Annotated in this window: 17 protein-coding genes; 3 read left to right on the top strand and 14 right to left on the bottom strand. The window is 65.4% G+C overall.

Features of this window, described 5'->3' with window-relative positions; translation table 11 throughout:
• Window positions 1-68 precede the first annotated feature (68 nt).
• Genes IM737_RS15555 through IM737_RS15540 form a run of 4 tightly spaced genes read right to left on the bottom strand, consistent with a single transcriptional unit; the run spans window position 69 to window position 4,103 of the window.
• Window positions 69-1,055 carry a heparan-alpha-glucosaminide N-acetyltransferase gene (locus IM737_RS15555; protein WP_236895349.1) on the bottom strand — a complete coding sequence of 329 codons (987 nt, stop codon included), beginning with the start codon at window positions 1,053-1,055 and terminating at the stop codon, window positions 69-71.
• Between the two features lie 32 nt (window positions 1,056-1,087).
• Window positions 1,088-2,188 (bottom strand): GNAT family N-acetyltransferase, encoded by a 1,101-nt coding sequence (locus IM737_RS15550; RefSeq protein ID WP_236895347.1) that lies wholly within the window; start codon window positions 2,186-2,188, stop codon window positions 1,088-1,090.
• Window positions 2,188-2,964 (bottom strand): polysaccharide deacetylase family protein, encoded by a 777-nt coding sequence (locus IM737_RS15545; RefSeq protein WP_236895346.1) that lies wholly within the window; start codon window positions 2,962-2,964, stop codon window positions 2,188-2,190. The genes IM737_RS15550 and IM737_RS15545 overlap by 1 nt, the downstream gene beginning before the upstream one ends.
• Window positions 2,961-4,103 carry a glycosyltransferase gene (locus IM737_RS15540; protein WP_236895344.1) on the bottom strand — a complete coding sequence of 381 codons (1,143 nt, stop codon included), beginning with the start codon at window positions 4,101-4,103 and terminating at the stop codon, window positions 2,961-2,963. The genes IM737_RS15545 and IM737_RS15540 overlap by 4 nt, the downstream gene beginning before the upstream one ends.
• Before the next feature lie 133 nt (window positions 4,104-4,236).
• Between IM737_RS15540 and IM737_RS15535 the strand changes: the two genes are divergently transcribed.
• Window positions 4,237-5,637 carry a lipopolysaccharide biosynthesis protein gene (locus tag IM737_RS15535; protein ID WP_236895342.1) on the top strand — a complete coding sequence of 467 codons (1,401 nt, stop codon included), beginning with the start codon at window positions 4,237-4,239 and terminating at the stop codon, window positions 5,635-5,637.
• Here IM737_RS15535 and IM737_RS15530 read toward each other — a convergent pair.
• From IM737_RS15530 to IM737_RS15500, 7 genes are all read right to left on the bottom strand, one after another.
• Window positions 5,607-6,620: a glycosyltransferase family 4 protein gene (locus IM737_RS15530; protein ID WP_236895340.1), complete on the bottom strand. Its 1,014-nt coding sequence runs from the start codon at window positions 6,618-6,620 to the stop codon at window positions 5,607-5,609. The genes IM737_RS15535 and IM737_RS15530 overlap by 31 nt on opposite strands.
• Window positions 6,617-7,900: an O-antigen ligase family protein gene (locus IM737_RS15525; RefSeq protein ID WP_236895338.1), complete on the bottom strand. Its 1,284-nt coding sequence runs from the start codon at window positions 7,898-7,900 to the stop codon at window positions 6,617-6,619. The genes IM737_RS15530 and IM737_RS15525 overlap by 4 nt, the downstream gene beginning before the upstream one ends.
• Window positions 7,897-8,898 (bottom strand): cellulase family glycosylhydrolase, encoded by a 1,002-nt coding sequence (locus IM737_RS15520; protein WP_236895336.1) that lies wholly within the window; start codon window positions 8,896-8,898, stop codon window positions 7,897-7,899. The genes IM737_RS15525 and IM737_RS15520 overlap by 4 nt, the downstream gene beginning before the upstream one ends.
• Window positions 8,895-10,295, bottom strand: coding sequence for a GumC family protein (locus tag IM737_RS15515; RefSeq protein ID WP_236895334.1), 1,401 nt, complete (start codon window positions 10,293-10,295; stop codon window positions 8,895-8,897). Before IM737_RS15515 ends, IM737_RS15520 begins: the two co-directional genes overlap by 4 nt.
• Before the next feature lie 122 nt (window positions 10,296-10,417).
• Window positions 10,418-12,226 (bottom strand): DNA helicase RecQ, encoded by a 1,809-nt coding sequence (gene recQ / locus IM737_RS15510; RefSeq protein WP_236895333.1) that lies wholly within the window; start codon window positions 12,224-12,226, stop codon window positions 10,418-10,420.
• Window positions 12,227-12,346: 120 nt separating this feature from the next.
• Window positions 12,347-12,676 carry a hypothetical protein gene (locus tag IM737_RS15505; RefSeq protein WP_236895331.1) on the bottom strand — a complete coding sequence of 110 codons (330 nt, stop codon included), beginning with the start codon at window positions 12,674-12,676 and terminating at the stop codon, window positions 12,347-12,349.
• A gap of 260 nt (window positions 12,677-12,936) precedes the next feature.
• Window positions 12,937-13,485 (bottom strand): DNA-3-methyladenine glycosylase, encoded by a 549-nt coding sequence (locus tag IM737_RS15500; RefSeq protein ID WP_236895329.1) that lies wholly within the window; start codon window positions 13,483-13,485, stop codon window positions 12,937-12,939.
• Between the two features lie 104 nt (window positions 13,486-13,589).
• Between IM737_RS15500 and IM737_RS15495 the strand changes: the two genes are divergently transcribed.
• Window positions 13,590-14,237: a DUF2306 domain-containing protein gene (locus IM737_RS15495; protein ID WP_236895327.1), complete on the top strand. Its 648-nt coding sequence runs from the start codon at window positions 13,590-13,592 to the stop codon at window positions 14,235-14,237.
• 5 nt (window positions 14,238-14,242) lie between these two features.
• Here IM737_RS15495 and IM737_RS15490 read toward each other — a convergent pair whose 3' ends face one another.
• From IM737_RS15490 to IM737_RS15480, 3 genes are read right to left on the bottom strand one after another with little or no spacing between them, the layout of a single operon-like run.
• A complete protein-coding gene (locus IM737_RS15490) occupies window positions 14,243-15,304 on the bottom strand; it encodes a D-TA family PLP-dependent enzyme (protein WP_236895325.1) in 1,062 nt (353 codons plus the stop codon).
• On the bottom strand, window positions 15,301-16,074 hold the full coding sequence (locus IM737_RS15485) for an SDR family NAD(P)-dependent oxidoreductase (protein ID WP_236895323.1): 774 nt from the start codon (window positions 16,072-16,074) through the stop codon (window positions 15,301-15,303). Before IM737_RS15485 ends, IM737_RS15490 begins: the two co-directional genes overlap by 4 nt.
• A 1-nt stretch (window position 16,075) precedes the next feature.
• The gene (locus tag IM737_RS15480; RefSeq protein ID WP_236895315.1) at window positions 16,076-16,459 is read right to left on the bottom strand and encodes a RidA family protein; all 384 of its coding nucleotides are present in this window, start codon (window positions 16,457-16,459) and stop codon (window positions 16,076-16,078) included.
• 196 nt (window positions 16,460-16,655) lie between these two features.
• Between IM737_RS15480 and IM737_RS15475 the strand changes: the two genes are divergently transcribed.
• Entirely contained in the window at window positions 16,656-18,113 is a 1,458-nt protein-coding gene (locus IM737_RS15475) for a M81 family metallopeptidase (protein WP_236895313.1), read from the top strand.
• The last annotated feature ends 1 nt before the right edge of the window (window position 18,114 follow it).

Genomic DNA, 18,114 nt, shown 5'->3' with positions numbered 1-18,114 from the left:
AGCAAAAAACGCAAATCCGGCCTCGGATTCGTCGCCTTTGGTCGCTTGAGGTTTTTGCGCAACGGGGCTCAATCGACCGGCGCCGTCAGCTCCGGGTAGATCACAGCCGAGCATTGCCGGTTGCTGGCATCGAGGATGGTCTGCTCCTGCGCGCTCAGCATGCCGGAATAGACGGCGTCCCAGAGATCATTGTCCTCGACGGTCTTGAGGCCGCATTGGCAATAGGTGGTGCAGAGCGGCGCGGTCGTGCCGCCGGCCTCGCAGGTGCTCTGGCACGAGCCGAGGAAATCGGCCTGCCGCATGGCGATCTGCGGCTGCAGGATTGCCGCTGCCGGATAGACTAGCCCCAACAGGATCGGCTGATGCAGCAGATAGATCAGCAGGCTCCACCGCCCCATGAACGCCAGCACCCGCGCCAGGCGCCCGCCCGGATTGATCGCGGCCAGACGTGCCGCCAACGACGATGCCAGCACCAGCCGCGTGGCGATCACGCCCAGCAGCACGACGCCGAACCAGGGAAACACCGGCACCAGATCGTTGGCCGGCGGCGGCACCTGCCAGAAGCCGAGCCAGGAGAACAGCTTCTCGTTGAACAGCGCGTCGGCATAGACAAAGTGCAGGCCAATGACGACCACCGCGACCACGACCGGCAGCCAGAGCGGCGCCAGGAGGAATGGCAGGGCCAAGAGGCTGAACAGCGCAATGGCATGCAGCACGCCGAAATAGACGAAGCTGTCAGGGAAGGCGAACCAGGTGGCGATGCTGATCGCCAGCGCGCCAGCCACGACGAAGGCCCAGCGCCGCCAGAAACTCCGCCAGCGAATGCCCCTGCCATGCCCGAGCACCAGCCCAACGCCGACCAGCAACAGAAACACCGCCAGGATGCTGCGCGCTATCACCACCCATTGCGGGTCGTAGCCGACATCGGCGCCGATGAAGCGGAAATAGCTCAGGTCCCAGCACAGGTGATAGGCGATCATGGCGATGATCGCGACGCCCCTGGCAATATCGACGACGGCGAAGCGGGGACGGGCGGCGGCAGGGATATCGGTCATGGCGCGCACAATGGCGTGCGGCTTGTGGCGGTTCAATGGTGAAAGTCAGTCACCAGTCGGCTCCAGTCCTCCCCCATCAGGCCACCAAGATAGACGTCGCCCCGCTTGGCTGCGTCGACAATTTCGGCATGCCGGGTCGAGATGCAATAGGCGCCGCGCGGCACGAAACCCATGCCGGCCTGCCGGCTCAATGCTTCCATCAGAAAAGGCTGCGCCATGCCCTCGACGGCCAGGCACCCCATGGCATCGAGTTCGGCCAGCAAGGCGCCGACCACCAGTTCCTCGCGCCCCCTGCGGCTGAGGATGTTGAGCACCCGCGCCGTGCCGCCCGGCCGGGCATAGAACACCAGCGCCCCGGCAAGGTGGCCCTTGCCATCGCGGACCTCGCGCAAATGCAGCGGGCCGTTGATGATATTGCGCGCAGCCATGTCGAGCAGCCAGCCCAATTCTTCAGGCTGCCATGCCGGATGCACGGCAAAGCGCTCAACCAGACCCGGCGCCAGTGTCACGAAGTCGGCTATCTCGATCCGCGATCCGATCGGACCGTCCGCGCCCAGCCGCGGCACGATCCAGCGCAGCACTGCGTCCAACGGACACGTGGCAGCCTGCAACAGTCTCCCAATCGACTTTGGCAGTCGCTGGGTCAGCCGCATGGCCATCCAGCCCACCGGTCGGAACACGCGACGGAAATCGAGGCTCTGGATCGGCAACACATGCCCGCCCACGGCTTTCCAGTGATCGGCGCTGACCGGATTGGCGCTGTCGGAAAAGCAGAAATCCTGGTTGCGGGCCCTTATGGTGAGCACCATTTCGGCGCCACCCTTGGTTCGTTTGCCCGGATCGGTCATGTAGTTGCTCATCAGCCGTCCGGTCATGAGCCGACCGTGGACCACCACGCGCATGGGGATGACCAGCAAGGCCCCATCGATGGCACCTTCGTCGCCTCGATGCACGAGGCCACCCAAGGCCTGGTCATAGGTCGGGCTGCCGAAAAAACTCTCCCGGAAGTAGTCGACAAACTCGTCCGGCGGGGTACGGCCATCGCGGAAGGCGCGATAGAACAGGCCGGCCACTTCCGCCGCGTCACGAAGCTGCAACGGCGTGGTGCCGCTCTGCGGGGCGCGTCTGTCCATCAGCCGATCCTCCGCCAACCGGGCATGCTGACGCCGGCTCGATAAAGGACATTGGCCACCGTCTCGATGGCGATGCCGCGCTGGGTCACCAGCTCCACCACCGCTGCGAAATGCGCCGGCGAGCACCCGATGCTGCTGGGCTGCGTGCGCACATCATGGGTGTAGAAGATCATCCAGCCGCCGCGGCGCTGCAGATCGTCGAGCAGCAGCTCCACCCGCAGCAGAGGCAGACTGACATCGTAGAGCTCCTGCGCATGCAGATGCGCCAGGTCGATCCAGCCCCGGTTGATACCCGGCTGGATGCCACGCAAGCCGGCATAGCGATGCGCCAGCAGCCGCTTGGCATTGATTGACACGACGCCGAACGGGTAGGCGAAGGAGGAGGGCGCCTGCCCGCTCAGCGCCGCGATCGCCGACGTGTTGGCAGATGCGTCGGCGATGAGACAGTCCGGCGCAACGCGCTGGACGTTGATGTGGCTGCTGGTATGGCCGCCGATCTCATGGCCGCGCTCGGCCAGGTCTGCCGTCACGGCGCGGCCGGCGATCAACTGACCATTCTCGTGCCGGTCGGCCAGTTGGTCGGCGAAATAGAACGTCCCCCTTGCGCCATAGGCTTCGAGCACGGGCGCCGCGTTTTCAGCCGCCGACAGTGGGAAATCGTCGAAGCTGAACGACACAACCGGCTGTGGCAGGTCCAGCCGAAACGGCCGGAACGGCACAGCCCGCGCCAAGCGACGCGACATGCCGGCAAGGGGCTCGGGTAAAGCGAGCATCATGCCCCCTCCAGAACCGGGTCGCGGACGAGACCGAGCTCGCCGAACACCTCGGCCATGCGGGCAACTGTTGCCTCGGTGGTGTAGCAGGCCGCCCGGGCGCGCAGGCTTTCCCTATCCGGGGCCCGATTGAGCGTTTCGTGAATCGCATGCGCCAGCGCGCTGAGATTGCCCACTGGCACCAGCGTGCCGTAGCGGCCGTGGTCCAGGATTTCGCGCGGCCCATGCGGCGCGTCGGTGGCGACAACGGGCGTGCCGCAGGCCAGCGCCTCGACAATGGCATTGCCGAAGCCCTCATGACGCGAACTCGACACCAGCAATGCGGCGCGGCGCACATGATCGGTCGGCTCGGCCACAAATCCGGGCAAGGCCACGCAGTCGGAGAGTCCAAGCCCGGCTACCAGCCGTTCGAGCCGCGGTCGCTCGGGCCCCTCGCCCAGAATGGTCAGCCGCGCCGGCCGGTCGTCCCGCACTGCGGCGAAGGCGGCGATGAGGTCGGCAAAGCCCTTCTCCGGCGACAGCCGCCCGACGGCCACAATGAGGTTCGGCTCCCGCTCAACCGGCTGCGCCAGATCGGCCAGACGCGCCTCGGTCAGCACGGCATTGGTGCCCAGATTGATCGCCCGTGTTGGCGCGACCCGGAAATCCGCGATCAGCTCGCGCCGCACGCCCTGGGTGAAGCTGAGCACCCGCTCGGCTTGCGGGTACAGCCACGGTGCCAGCCAATAGCCAACCCGATTCTGCAAATGCGGATCGCTGCGGCGGGCCGCCAACGGCGCCGCCACTTCACGCAGGATGATGCGCGGACGCTCCCGGCCAAGCTGCAGCGCCGCCAACGACAGCAGTACATTGCCCGAAGCTTCGGACGACATAACCGCCTGCGGTCGCAGGCCCACCATCATGGCCATCAACACCGGCAGTGCCCGCGCCATGCGCAGTCTGCGCCCCTGCCCCAGATCGAGCAGCGGCACGGACGGATCGAGCCGCATCCGCAGCGGCCCCTGAGCATCCAGCGTGGCCACGGTGATGGGCCACCCCGCCGCGCTCAGACCATTGGCCAGTTCAATGGCATCCCGCTGCGCCCCACCACCGGACATGGCGCGGATCAGCACGATTATGGGACCAGGGATCGCTCGCAACATCTCTCGACCAACAATAGAAATTGATTTACCTGTTTTCCGTATTGATTGAAGTAAAGTCACGTCGATCCGGGTTAACGGGTTAATATTACGGAATAATACGTATGTTCGAATCTGTATTATCACGACTACTACAGTGAACGATCGCCACGCTTCGCTTTATCTGGTCTCTCGACTGGCTGCCGCAGTGCTGAATATTGTGTCGGTGGCCGTATTCACCCGGCTGGCAACGCCCGATGTCTATGGCGGCTATCTCGTCGGCTTCGCCACCGGCTTCGTTGTGTTTGGCACCGCCTTCCAGTGGTTGCTGCATGCGCATTTCGGCGTCTACCAACCGCAACAGGCAGCGCGCCTGGCAGGAGCGCTGGCGGCGCTGCTGGGCGTGGCGGGCGCGGCAGTCGCCCCGTTCCTGGTGATTGCGACGATCCTGAGCTGGCTCGACGTCGGTGCGGCCATCGGCATCGCCGTGCTGGTTGCCGGCTTCGTCGTGCAGATCGGCGCCGTCGAGGTCGGGCGAGCGCGGCTGATGGTGCACGAGGTCACCGCCGCCGGCCTGCTGCGCGGTGTGCTGATGCTGGTATTCGGCACCCTGGCCCTGCTCATCACACAGTCGGCTCCCGCCCTACTGGCGGCTGTCGGCCTCGCCCAGATCGTTGCGGCGCTACCCGTGCTGCTCACGCTTCGGCGGGGCGGCTTTGCCCGGCCGACACGAGCCGATCTGGAGAGCATCGTGCGCTATGGCGGGCCGCTGATCATCGCGCTGGGTGTGACGGCGCTGGCGCTCAATACTGATCGGCTGGTGCTGGAACGCATTGCCGGCGCAGCGGCCGTCGCACACTACGGCGCCATGTCGGACGTGGTGCGGCAAGGCTTCGTGGTCCTGGGCGAGGCCATCGCCGCCGCCTACCTGTCGCAGGCCAAGGCCATGTCACCGACCAACCCCTCCCGCACTGTCGCTTTGCGCCGCGCCTTCACCACCCTCTGGACCATCATCCTCTTCGGCACGCTCGGTTGGCTGTTGCTGGGCGAGACCCTGCTCGGTGCGCTGCTGGCACCCGGCTATGTCGACGAGGTCCATGCCGTGCTGCCTGCCTTGGTGCTGGGCACAGCCTGCCTCGTGCTCCGCGCCTACTATTTCGGCCAGGCCATTTACTTCGCCGGCTCGGCCCGCCGCGAAGTTCTGGCGAGCCTCGCGATGCTCGGCGTCGCCGCAGCGGGTGCGCTGCTCCTGATCCCGGCATGGGGCATTGGCGGCGCTGCACTGAGCTTTGCGCTGGGACAGGTCGCGGCGCTAGCGGTGTTCCTCATTGCCGACCGCCACACCCGGGTCATGCCAATCGACTGGCGCAAGGCAGCCGAGGCAACAGCATGGAGTGCAGTGACGGGTGCAGTCGGCCTGATGGCGTTGCTGCTGGCCGGTTGGTGGCTGGTCCTGCTGGTTCTCGCCATCTCGTCCATATGGCTCGCCCTACGCTGGAACCTTTTTGATATCAGGGCGCTGCTGGGTCAGATGGCGCCGTCGAGCAGGCGGCAATAAGCGTCGATCATGCCCCCAACCGCATGCGCCTGCTGCGTCGCGGACGCCGATGCCGCACGCTCGGCGGTTGACGGATAGTGGGCCAGGGTGTCGCCTATGCCAGCCGCCAAAGCGGCGGCATCGTTGGGCGGGTGGAACCGGGCCAGCGCCGGAGCCAGCACCTCACGCAGCACCGGCAGGTCGCTGGCCACCACCGGCAGCCCGAGCATGGAGGCCTCGACCACTGCGAGCCCGAAGCTTTCCCAGGTCGATGGGAAAACATAGACATCGCCAGCACTGAGCAGACCGGCCAGTTGTGCCGCATCGAGATTGCCAACCAGATGCAGCCGCTCGGCCACGCCGAGGTCGTCAGCCTGCCGCATCAGCGGTGCGCACAGCGCGCCCTCACCGGCAATGATCAGATGCGTGCCGGGCAGCAGTGCCAGTGCCGCCACCGCTGCCGCATGGTTCTTCTGCGACACCAGCCGCCCGCTCGCCGCCAGCAGCGGCGCCAGCGGGGCGATGCCCAGGGCATGGCGCCAGTCTCGCCGTAGTTGCTCCGGCAGGGGCGCGACACCATGACGGATCAGTCGCAGCTTGTGCCGATAGGCTAGCGGATAGTCCGCCACCGATGCCAGCGTCGCCGTCGAATTGGCGATCACATCCGTATGCAGTCCAATGCTGCCCCATAGTCGATCCAGCCACCGCCAGGCTGGCCGCATGGCCGAGGGGATCGCCGTGAGATGGGTGGCACGTACGCGGACACCCGCTATCCAACCCGCCGCATGCCCGACAAGGCTGGCGGCCACCTGATAGGACAGGATCGCATCATAGCCGCCGCTTCGTATCGCGGCGATCACCTTCGCGACCGAGCCCCCTTCCCCACGTAAAGCCAGCGTCGTCACGTCATGCCCACGCGCCGACAATCCCGCTTCAACCATGCGGGTCAACACGCGCACCCCGCCGGGTTCGTCGCGCGTCACCAGTTGCAGCACGCGGCTCATGGCATCAGCGCCGAGCGCGACCACAGTCGCAGGCAGACCATGGCCAGAAGCCCGGTGAACCAGATGGAATCGCCCCGGTTGAACAGCACCGCTTCAAGGCTCGAAATCAGCAGCGTGAACAGCCAGGCGGCGACGAGGTAGAACAGAAACGCCTGCTCGGCCCGATCCAGCGTCCGTTGTTTGATCGACGCGATCTGGCGCAACGGCGCCAGGCCGGCCCAGGCCAGCACCAGCGCCAGCCCGGGAATGCCGGCCGAAAGGGCGACTTCGAGATAGCCGTTGTGAGCATGCGATACCTGCGCGGCCGTATCGCCCGAGGCGGCAACACTATAGGCAGCGCCGGTATCCCAGAAGATGTTGTAGCCATAGCCGGTCAGCGGCCTTTGCTCGATCGCCGCCAGTGCCAACTGCCAGATATCGGCTCGCCCGGTGAAGGTCGGATCCGGCAGGTGCGCCGCGATCGCACCGATGGCGGGGAACGCCACCGATCCCAGAGTCAGCATTGCGAGCCCGCCGACCAGCGCGATCGCAACCAGCATGGCTATGCCGGCCCGTACGTGGACAATGACTGCCGCACCCGCCAAGGTTGGCATCAGCAGCAAGGCCGCCGACTTGCCGCCCGACAGCATGAGCAGCGCCAACGCCCCGGCCACCACCATCGCGCCCCACAGCCGGCGGTCGAACTGCCAGAGCAGGATGCCAACAAGGCAGAAATGGATGGCCATCGGCGCCAGGTCGTTCTTGTGCTTGAACATGCCGCGCCAATCACCGGCCAGCCCCTGCTCCACGGTGTCGCGGATGGAATGGATGGCCAGGTCGGGCATAAACAGCGCGCCAAGGAAGGACAGCACGATAGCCGTGCTTGCCGCCACCCCCAGCAGAACGACAAAATCACCCAGTCGCGCGAACAGCAGCGGCAGGCAGACCGCAATGGCAATGACGATGCCGGCCAGCGCCAACCGGTTGAGCGCCAGACCTGGCGCGCGCGACACCAGCGCCGTCAGCGCGAACCAGGCGAAAATGGCCACGAGCCCCGGACTGATCGTCTCCCACAACCGCCCGCTCTGCCCACCGCGCCAGACCAGCCAGAGTGCCAAGGCCAGAATGAGCAGCGTCAGATTGCGCCGCAGCGCATTGGACTGGGTCGGATCGTCGAGCACGCCATAGTCGGAGAGGCTGGCAAACGGCTGCGCCTGCGTCCACAGCACGAGGATGGCAAAGAGCGCAAAGCCGCCAACCAGCAACGGCCTGACATCGAGCCGCGCGACGGCCGCGATCATGCCAGTCTCCGCAGATAGTCGCGCACGAACTGGCCATAGTCCGATGGCGACCCGTCAGGCGACAACAGGGCCGGCGCGGCCCCAGGGCTGTAGCACCAGGCGGTATGGCTCAGCCCCAGTACATCGAGCACATCGCGGGTGAAGGGGATCGCAAAATCGTCGATACCGCCTTGCAGGCCACCATCGCAGTCCGGGCAAAAGCCCCATTCCGTCACCACGATGGGTTTGTGCACAGCCAGGGCACCCAGGCTGCGGAACCAGCGGTCCGGCTCATGCCGGTCTTCATTGGGATAGACGTGCCAGGCATAGGCCGTGCGTGGATCGTCCAGCGGATCGGCTGCCGCGCCGGTCAGGTCATGCGCCCAGCGCCCGCCCGAGGCGAGGACGATATTGTCGCTGATGGCACGGATCTCGGCGGTAATTGCCGCCCAGGCCGGTTTGAACTCCGACCACCAGGCGCCATCCGACACCCAGTGCTGGTCATCCCCGACTGGCTCGTTCCACAGCTCGAAGATAACAGCCGGATCGCCGCCATGCCGCTCGGCCATGCCACGCCAGAAGGCCTTGGCATCGTCGATGCTGGAGAGATACGCGTCCGCGATCAGCCCCCATTCAGGCGGTGGCACCGGCTCGTAGCGACCGGGAAAGCCGATGGCGTGCCAGTCGACAATGACGAACAGGCCTTGCGCCCGCGCTGCGGCGATATCGGCATCGAGCAATTGGCCCATCAGCGTCGCGTCATAGCGCCAATGGCCGGGATGCACGCTGATGCGCACACAATTGGCCGCCCAATACTCGGCCACGACCCGATAGTCGTCGAGGCTGCGGCCATAGCGGATATAGACCGGATCGCCCATGGCAATCCCCTTGAGCCGCAGCGGCGCCCCGTTCCAAGCAAACCTGTTGCCCTCGATCTCGATGCGACCTGACCCGGCGGCGCGCAATGGCGGCGCGACGCCCAGCGTGGCAAGCCCGGCAAGCAAAGCCCGCCGTTTCATCGTGCAATCCGCGCCCGCCGGCGCAGCCAGCCCAAACCGGCCCCCAGCGCCACGCCAGCGATCAGTCCCAGCGGCAACAATGTAGTCAGCTTGGGCGGAAAGCTGCGTTCCACAGGCGGCGCGGCGCGGGAAACGACCTGGGCATTGAGCGTGTCCACATTCGCCTGCTCGGCCGTTTCCCGCGAGCGGAGCAGTGCATCTTCATACACCGCCCTGCTGGCCTCGGCCTCGCGCTCGAGCTGACGCAGGCGTATCCGCTTGGAGTCGGTGTCCTGCATGTCAGTCGCGGCGGACGCCAGCTGGGTCGTCAGCGCGGCCGCACTTTCCCGTGCGCGCTGCAGGCCCAACTCGGCCGAGGCCAAGACACGTTGAATTTCCACGCCCACCGCAGCACGGGCGGTGGCGACGCGCTCCTGCGCTACCAGCAGGCGCGGATGCCGTGCGCCGAGCGTCGCGCCCAGCACAGCTGCATCGGCCACCGCGGCCTGCAGCTCGGTGCGCAATTGCGTCATCGCCTCAGAACCGACAGCCTCGGGCGCCGCCGACAGCCGCGCCGGGTCGGCAGCGAGCGCGCGTAACTGCTCAAGCTGGATGCTTGCCACCTCGACGGCATTGTTGGCCGCCAGCAGCGCCTGGTTGGTCTGACCGACCTGCCCCTCAAGCAGCGACTGCCCGCCGGTCTCGACGATGTGGTTCTCGGTCTTGAACCGCTCGACCGCATTCTCGGCCGCCTCCAGCTCGCCCAGCAACAGCGCCAGCCGCCCTTCCAGCGTCGTCGAGGCCCGCCCGGCCTGCTCGGCCCGCTGCGCCTCGCGCAGAGCCAGGTAGTTACCCACCACCGCATTGGCGATGTCGGCCGCCTTCACGGCGCTTTCGGATTCCGCATAGACATCGACCACATAGGTCCGGTCGAGCCGCACCACATGCACCGCCTTGGCGAGCCGCGTCACTGCCTTGCCCAGCGGATCAGCGGGCGCATCGGAGGCACTCAGCTGCTCGATCCAGGCCTTGAGCGGATTGCCGCTGCCGACGAATTCGGGGTCGGTATCGAGCCCCAGCTGGATCGCCGTCGCCCGCAACACCGAGTCCGACGCCATCACCCGCGCCTGGCTCTCGATCAGCACCACGCCCGCATCGCCCGAACCTGTCGACGGCGACAGATCGCGCTCCAGCAATTGCAGGTTCTGCGGATCGATATAGATCTGCGCGCTGGCCTGATAGCTCGGCGTCACCAGTTGCGCGGTCAGCAGCGCCAGCGCGATGCCGCTGACCCCGCCGAGCAAAGCCTCTGTCCGCAGGGCCCAAATCTCGCCCAACCATTCGCCCACCGATCGGCCGGGGATTGCGAGGATCGGCTGCGACGGCGTAATGCGGCTAGAATCGGCGGCGTGGAACATCACTAGATCATGCTTAACGCTTGGTTACTGATGACCAAGTGTTAGCAGGATTGAAAATGATCCGGCGCGAAAGCCGGTTTCCTGGTGAATACCGTAAGTAATTTTGCGCCCAATACGGGTAACTACTTACCCTGCCGCGCCACCACGGCGAGGAACGCTTCGCCATAGCGATCGAGCTTGGCCTGGCCAACGCCCGGCAGGTTCAGCATGTCGTGGGGATGCTTGGGCACCGCCAGCGCCATGGCCCGCAGGGTCGCATCGTGGAAGATGACATAGGGCGGCACGCCCTGCGCCTTGGCCAGTCGCGTGCGCTCCTCGCGCAGGGCCTCGAACAGCGGCAAAGCATGCGGCGGCACACTGGCGGCACGCTCAAGCTGGCGGCGCACTTCCACGGTCTTCTTCGGCCGGTCCTTGCGCAGGGTCACGGTGCGCTCATGCTTGAACACGGCGCGCGAGCCCTCGCCCAGCGTCAGCGCCCCATGATTGGCGTGGTCGACCACGATCAGCCCCATCGCGGTCAGCTGCCGGATCACCGATTGCCACACCTTGGCATCGAGATCGGCGCCCTGCCCGAACACGGCCTGGTTCTGATGGCCGAAGCGCTCGACCTTCTCGGTGGCCTTGCCCATCAGTACGTCGATCACATGCGCCGCGCCAAAGCGCATGCCGGTGCGATAGATCGCCGCCAGCGCCTTGATCGCCGCCTCGGTGCCGTCCCAGCTTTCCACTGGCGACCGGCAGGTATCGCAATTGCCGCACTTGCCGTCGTAGATTTCGCCGAAGTGGCTGAGAATGGCCTTGCGGCGGCACTCGGCGGTCTCACACACGCCCAGTAATGCATTGAGCTTGCCGTGCTCGACGCGCTTGACCTCGTCGGGTGCATTGCCCTCGTCGATCATGCGGCGGCGCTGCACCACGTCGGCCATGCCATAGCTCATCCAGGCATCGGCCGGCTGGCCGTCGCGTCCGGCGCGGCCGGTTTCCTGGTAATAGGCCTCGATTGAGGCCGGCAGGTCCATATGGGCGACATAGCGCACGTCGGGCTTGTCGATGCCCATGCCGAAGGCCACCGTCGCCACCATGCAGATGTTTTCCTCCTTGAGGAATGCATCCTGGTTGGCGCTGCGCGTCCCGGGCGGCAGCCCGGCATGGTAGGGCAAAGCCGGAATGCCCTTGCCCGAGAGCCAGTCGGCCGTGTCCTCGACCTTGGCCCTGGAGAGGCAATAGACAATGCCCGAGCTACCCTTGTGGGCGGCGAGGAATGCCAGCAACTGGTCGCGGGCTTTGTCGCGCTCGACGATGGAGTAGGAGATGTTGGGCCGGTCGAAGCTGGTGGTGAACACCCGCGCCCCTTCGAGCCCCAGCCGCTCGATGATGTCCTCGCGCGTCGTCGGATCAGCGGTCGCCGTCAGCGCGATGCGCGGCACGCCGGGGAACAGTTCGGTGAGCTTACTGAGCTCGCGATATTCCGGCCGGAAATCGTGCCCCCACTGGCTCACGCAATGGGCCTCGTCGATGGCGAACAGCGCAATGTCGATACCACTGAGCATATTGGCGAAGCCCGGCGTCGCCACCCGTTCGGGCGCCACATAGAGCAGGTCGAGCTGGCCATTGCGCAGCTTGCGCCGCACCTCCGCCGATTCCTCGGCGCTGAGCGACGAATTGAGCGCCGCCGCCTCGACGCCGGCCTGCTTTAGCGCCTCCACCTGATCGCGCATCAGGGCGATCAGCGGCGAGATCACAATGCCGACGCCCGGCCGGCAGATCGCCGGGATCTGGTAGCACATGGATTTGCCGGCCCCGGTGGGGAACAGCACCACCGCATCGCCGCCCTCGACCACATGCTCGACGACATCGGCCTGCTGGCCGCGGAAGCTCTGGTGGCCGAAAACCTCACGCAGCACGCCATGCGGATCGCGTGGCATGGCCATCGCGCCGCTGCTGAACAAATCCCATGCCGACTCTAGCGTGCTCACCCCGTCGTTGAATCACAGTGCCGGGGTGGGCCGCAAGTCACGGGAGTCGCAATAGACCGGTCTTGCCCAGAAAGCTCAGACGTAGCCGAGCGCGGCGAACTGCTGCTCGTACCACCACCAGCCGGCCCCCGCGAGCGCCACGCCGATGATGAAGGCGACCCAGCCGGCCAGGGTGAAATTCTTGTGATCGGCGTTGCGATACTCGAAGCGCGAGCCGAACAGCAGGAAGGCAATGCCGAACACCGCGCAGAACGGCACGAGAATAAACGCCTTGGTCGAATAGCTGATCTCGGCCGCGCCCGCCTGCGCCTGCTGCAGCGGCTGCCAGATGAAGAACCAGAAGATCGCCGCCCCCAGCGCCAGCGCGACGACGCCGCCAAGCCGCGTCTTGATGTCTTGTCCCATGCTCATGTCTCCCCAAGCGCGCTAGGGGTGCCATTGGCCTGGGCGAAGGTCAATCTGGCTCGGCAAGTTCACACGATTGGATAAGACCAGCGCGGGCGGGATAAGGGCTCGGCTGCCATTTCGTTGGCCGGGACGGGAGACCGGAAAAACCGACCCATTCCCTCTGCCGCCACGTCCGGTCGACGCGCGCTGGTCTCTGGCAGCGCCAATCGTTGGATGCTGGTTTGGTTCCGCTTGCCTCTCCCAGGCGGGCATGAGGGCTATCGCAGGGGCTTGCTCAGATATGGCGAGCCACGCCGCACGAAGCGCCATGGCGTCTCGACGCCCTTGGTGATGCCAATGCGCGGGCCCGTCGCGACATCATGCTCGGTGTCGCGGGCGATGAGCTCGAATGGCGGCGCATCGAGCGGCAGACCATTCTGCGCAATTGTCACATCAAGCGCCTGGCACAACTTGCCAGGCCCGGAGCAGAGCTGACGATCCGCGACCCCACCGCGGCGCTCAAGCATCAGGTGCACACCCTGCGCCGGCTCCAGCGCCCGGATCAGCACCGCACTACCGGGCAGGCACACGAAGTTGAGGCACCAGTGGATGCCGTAGATCTTATAGACATAGGCATGTCCGGGCGGTCCGAACATCGCCGCGTTGCGCGGCGTCGGACCATTGAAGCTGTGCGAGGCCGGATCGGTCGGGTCATACGCTTCGACCTCGACCAAAGGACCGCCGACGCCGTCCACGAGCAGGGTTGCGCCGATGAGATCGCGGGCGACGTCAGGGGCTGGGCGGGAGAAGAAGGAGGGCGGAATCATGCTGGTGCTCGACTGCAAGCTTTGGTTGAGCATATTGCCGATCATGCTTCGCCGCGACCTTCGCACTATGGCAACTATTTCGCCTTGGGTCGGAGTTCCACATTATGACGCGTGATCATGCCGATTGGCTCATTCCGGCAGGCCTGATCGGGCTGGCGCTCGTGCCCCTGGCCAATAGCGCCCTGCGGCTCGGGGCGCTTGCCGATGGCGGCCCCATCACCCCGGAATCGGCAAGATTTTTTATCGCACCCGCCCCGATTGTGCTGCACATCGTGGTGGCCATGATCTTTGCTCTACTCGGCGCAATGCAGTTCTCGCCGGGCTTCCGGCGCCGAAACATCAACTGGCACCGCCGAGCTGGTCGGGTGTTGGTGGTGTGCGGCGCATTGGCAGCGCTCACCGGCTCATGGATGGCCCTGACCTATGATTTCGTTCCCGCCGACGGTCCCATCATGCATGTGTTCCGCTTGGCGTTCGGCCCTGCCATGTTGGCGACGCTGATTGCCGGTTTCTTGGCGGTGCGCCAGCGCAATATTCCGCGGCACCAGGCGTGGATGCGCCGCACCTATGCTATCGGCATGGTGGTCGGCACACAAACGACTATCCTTCTGCCGTTCCAGCTGGCCGGTCAGCTGGACGACCTGACCCGCACTGTCGCGATCAGCGCCGCCTGGATTCTGAATCTCGGCACGGCAGAGTGGCTGATCCGTCGCCAGCGCCCGCGCAGGTCGACCGCGGCCCGACCGGCTTAGGCCAATCAATCCATCCGACCCCGCGCCGCCACCGGTACCGTTTCCACCAGTTCCCCACTGCGCACCAGATGCACGTGGTCGAACAGGTTCGTCACCGGGCAGCAGTGATTGGGAATGATGGCGATCTGCTCGCCGATCTTTGGCCCGCCATTCGCGCAGCCCGACACGTCCAGCGTGCCATGTTCTTCGCTCAGGCCAACGATCCTCGCCTCGGGGTAGGCAGGGACATAGCCATGTCCGACCAGCCCGAGCAGGTCGCTGGTCAGCGCCTTGGACCCGGCATCGATGATCGCCCGACCTGACGTCGGATGGCTCACCACCGTCGCCAGCACGGTCAGCGCGCAGTCGTCATAGCTGGCGGCACCCGCCGCGACTTGCGAACGATCCATATAGATATAGGTGCCGGGCCGGTATTCGGTCGCCACGCCGGCCTCATCGGCATGCCAGATATCGGGCGTGCCTCCGGTTGTGATCACGGGCACCGCACTCCCCGCGGCCTCGAACAGGCCCTTGGCCGTGGCCAGCCACTCAGCCGCTGCCTGGTATTTTCCGGCGGCGGGATAGGTCATCAAGCCGAAGAATTCGAGCCCCGGCGCGGCGATGATCGTTCGGGCCAGATCAAATGCCGCCTCGGGCGACTGCACGCCGCAACGGCCCATGCCGGTATCGCATTCGACGAAAACACCCAGCGGCTTGCCGCCGGCGAAAGTCGCGGAAAGGCCGGCGACACATTCCTTGCTGTCGGCCACGACGCGGATGGTCACCCGCTCATTGAGCGCCTTGAGCCGAGCCAGCTTGGCCGCGCCGATGATGTTGAAGGTCAGCAGCATGTCGGTGATGCCGGCATCGGCCATCACCTCGGCCTCGCCCAGCTTCTGCACCGTGATACCGACAGCGCCGAGGTCGATCGCCCGCTGCGCAAAGCGCGGCAGCTTGTGCGTCTTGATATGGGGGCGCAGTTTCAGCCCCGCCTTGTCGGCAAAGGCCTGGGCCCGCTGCAGATTGGCCTCGACGCGATCGAGGTTGACCAGCACGGCGGGGGTATCGAGTTCGGAGATCGTGGTCATTTGCCCCTCAAGACTTCATCGACGAACCGCAGATTGCCGGCCATCAACCCGGCATCGACAGGCAGCACCGTGCCGGTGATGCCCGACGCCGCATCCGAGCAGAAAAACACCGCCGCATTGGCGACTTCCACCGGCAGCACCATGCGGCCAAGCGGATAGTGCGGCAGCACGTTGTCGAGCAGGGTCGGGTCGGCGGCCAGGCGATGGTCCCATGCCGGCGTGCGTACCGAACCGGGCGCCACGACATTGGCCCGCACGCCCTCCCCGCCGCGCTCGACCGCGATGGCCTTGGCATAGGCGACCAGCCCCGCCTTGGCCGCCGCGTAGGCTGGGTTGCCGTAGTGAGCCAGCGCATTGACCGAGGAGATGAAGACCAGGCTGCCCGAACCGCGCTTTGCCATGGCATTGACGATCGGGTCGGTCATGGCATAGGCGCCGTTGAGATTGATGGCGAGTTCGGAGGCCCAGACGTCGTCATCCACCTGACCGAAATGCTCGGCCCGGGTAAAGCCGGCGTTGGAGACCACCGCATCGGGTGTGCCATGCGCGGCGAGATAGCGCTCGATCGATGTCCGCGTTGCCTTGGGGTCAGCCAGGTCGAACAACACCTGTCCCGCGAGGTCCAAGCCCTCCAGCATGCTGGCTTCCCGGTCACCTCCCACGACCTTGGCACCGGCATCGCGAAACGCCTTGACCAGTGACTGGCCAATGCCGCCGCCGGCGCCTGAAATGAGCACAGTTTTGCCATCAAGGCGGAAGGGGGAGGTCATGTCAGGGACCCTTATACGCCACGCATTCGATCTCGACCTTGCAGTCCACCATCATATGGCTCTGCACCGCCGCGCGAGCCGGTGGGTTCTCACCAAAATAGCTCTTGTAGACCGCGTTGAAGCTCCAAAAATCGCGCGGATCGTCGAGCCACACGCCACAGCGTACCACATGCTCGAGCCCGTAGCCGGCCTCTTCGAGGATGGCGATGATATTCTTGATGGTCAGATGGGTCTGCTCGATGATCCCCGTACCGACGATCTCGCCATCCTTCATCGCCACCTGGCCCGAAACATAGAGCCAACCGCCCGCTTCCACGGCGCGGGCGAAGGGCAAGTTCTGGCCACCGGCACCAGACTTTTCGGCGCCATAGCGCTTGATCGGCATCGAGACACTCCTTGTCGATTTCTGAAAGCCAGTTTCTTAGAACAGCACCATAGCGCGTAAAATTGCCGCCATCCTTCGCAAAATCCGATCACGAGTGAAAATTTCTTACGTGATCCGACCCTATGGCCTGTGCTAGCCTGCTCATTGCGGGCCTGCATTCCGGCCGTACCATCTGTCATAGTCTAGCGAGATCCTCGTGCGCGTCTTTACCGCTGCCCTGGCGACCGAAACCAACACCTTCTCGCCCATCGCGATCGACAAGCGCGCATTCGAGGCCTCGCTCCATGCCAAGCCCGGCCAGCATCCGGCAACGCCGACGCTCTGCACCGCGCCGATCACCGTCGGTCGCGAGGTCTGCGCGCGCGAAGGCTGGACGCTGATCGAGGGTAGCGCCAGCTGGGCCGATCCGGCGGGCCTCGTCGCCCGCGCCACCTACGAAGAGCTTCGCGATGAAATCCTCGACCAGTTGCGCGCCGCACTGCCGGTCGACGGCGTGGTGTTGGGCTTGCATGGCGCCATGGTCGCCCAGGGCTATGACGACCCCGAAGGCGACCTGCTGACCCGCGTCCGCGAGATTGTCGGGCCGGATGTGCTGGTCTGCGCCGAACTCGATCCGCATAGCCACCTCACCGCCAAGCGTGTCGCCGCGGCCAACTTCTTCGTGGTGTTCAAGGAATTCCCGCATATCGACTTCGTCGACCGGGCCCGCGACCTGTGGTCGATCGCCGTGCGGACGCTCAAGGGCGAGATCAAGCCTGTCATGTCGGTGTTCGACTGCCGCATGATCGACGTTTTCCCCACCTCCAAGCAGCCGATGCGTGGCTTCGTCGACAAGCTCTACGCACTCGAAAAGTCCGAGCCGGGCCTATTGTCGCTGTCGGTCATCCACGGCTTCATGGCCGGCGACGTGCCAGAGCTGGGCACCAAGGTCATCGCCGTCACCGACGACAATCCCGCCAAGGGCGCCGCTTTTGCCGAGACGCTGGGTCGCGAACTGTTCTCGATGCGCGGCACCTTCATGGTCAGCCAGGTCGACGAGAAGACCGCGGTCGACGCTGCGCTTGCCGCGCCCACCGGACCGGTAGTCATCGCTGACGTCTGGGACAATCCGGGCGGCGGCACGGCGGGCGATGCCACGGTCATCCTGGCCGAACTGATCACGCGCGGTGTGACCGATGTGGCGGTCGGCACCATCTGGGATCCCATCGCGGTGCAGATTTGTTTTGCGGCGGGGGAAGGTGCGGTCATCCCCCTGCGTTTTGGTGCGAAGTCCGCGCCACATACTGGGCACCCAATCGACCAATATGTGACGGTCAATCGAGTGGTCCGCGACGCCCAGATGCGGTTCGGCGAGAGCTATGCCCCGTTCGGCGACGCGGCGTGGATAAGCTTCAATGGCATCGACGTGATCCTCAACTCCACCCGCGCGCAAAGCTTTGATCCGTCACTGTTTTCAGCGCTCGGCATCGATCCGAAATCGCGCAAGATCTTGCTGATAAAGTCGACCAACCACTTCTATGATAGCTTCTCCAAGATCGCCTCGGAGATCGTCTATTGCTCGGCCGGGAAGCCCTATCCGAACCGACCGGCGGAGACCGATTATCGCAAGGCGCGGCGGAATATCTGGCCGATGGTGGAGGACCCGTGGGCGTAGC

It is taken from the genome of Devosia sp. SL43, from assembly GCF_021729885.1.
GTDB lineage: Bacteria > Pseudomonadota > Alphaproteobacteria > Rhizobiales > Devosiaceae > Devosia.
Note: the sequence above shows the minus strand (reverse complement) of the source record. Positions and strands in the feature narration are given on the sequence as shown.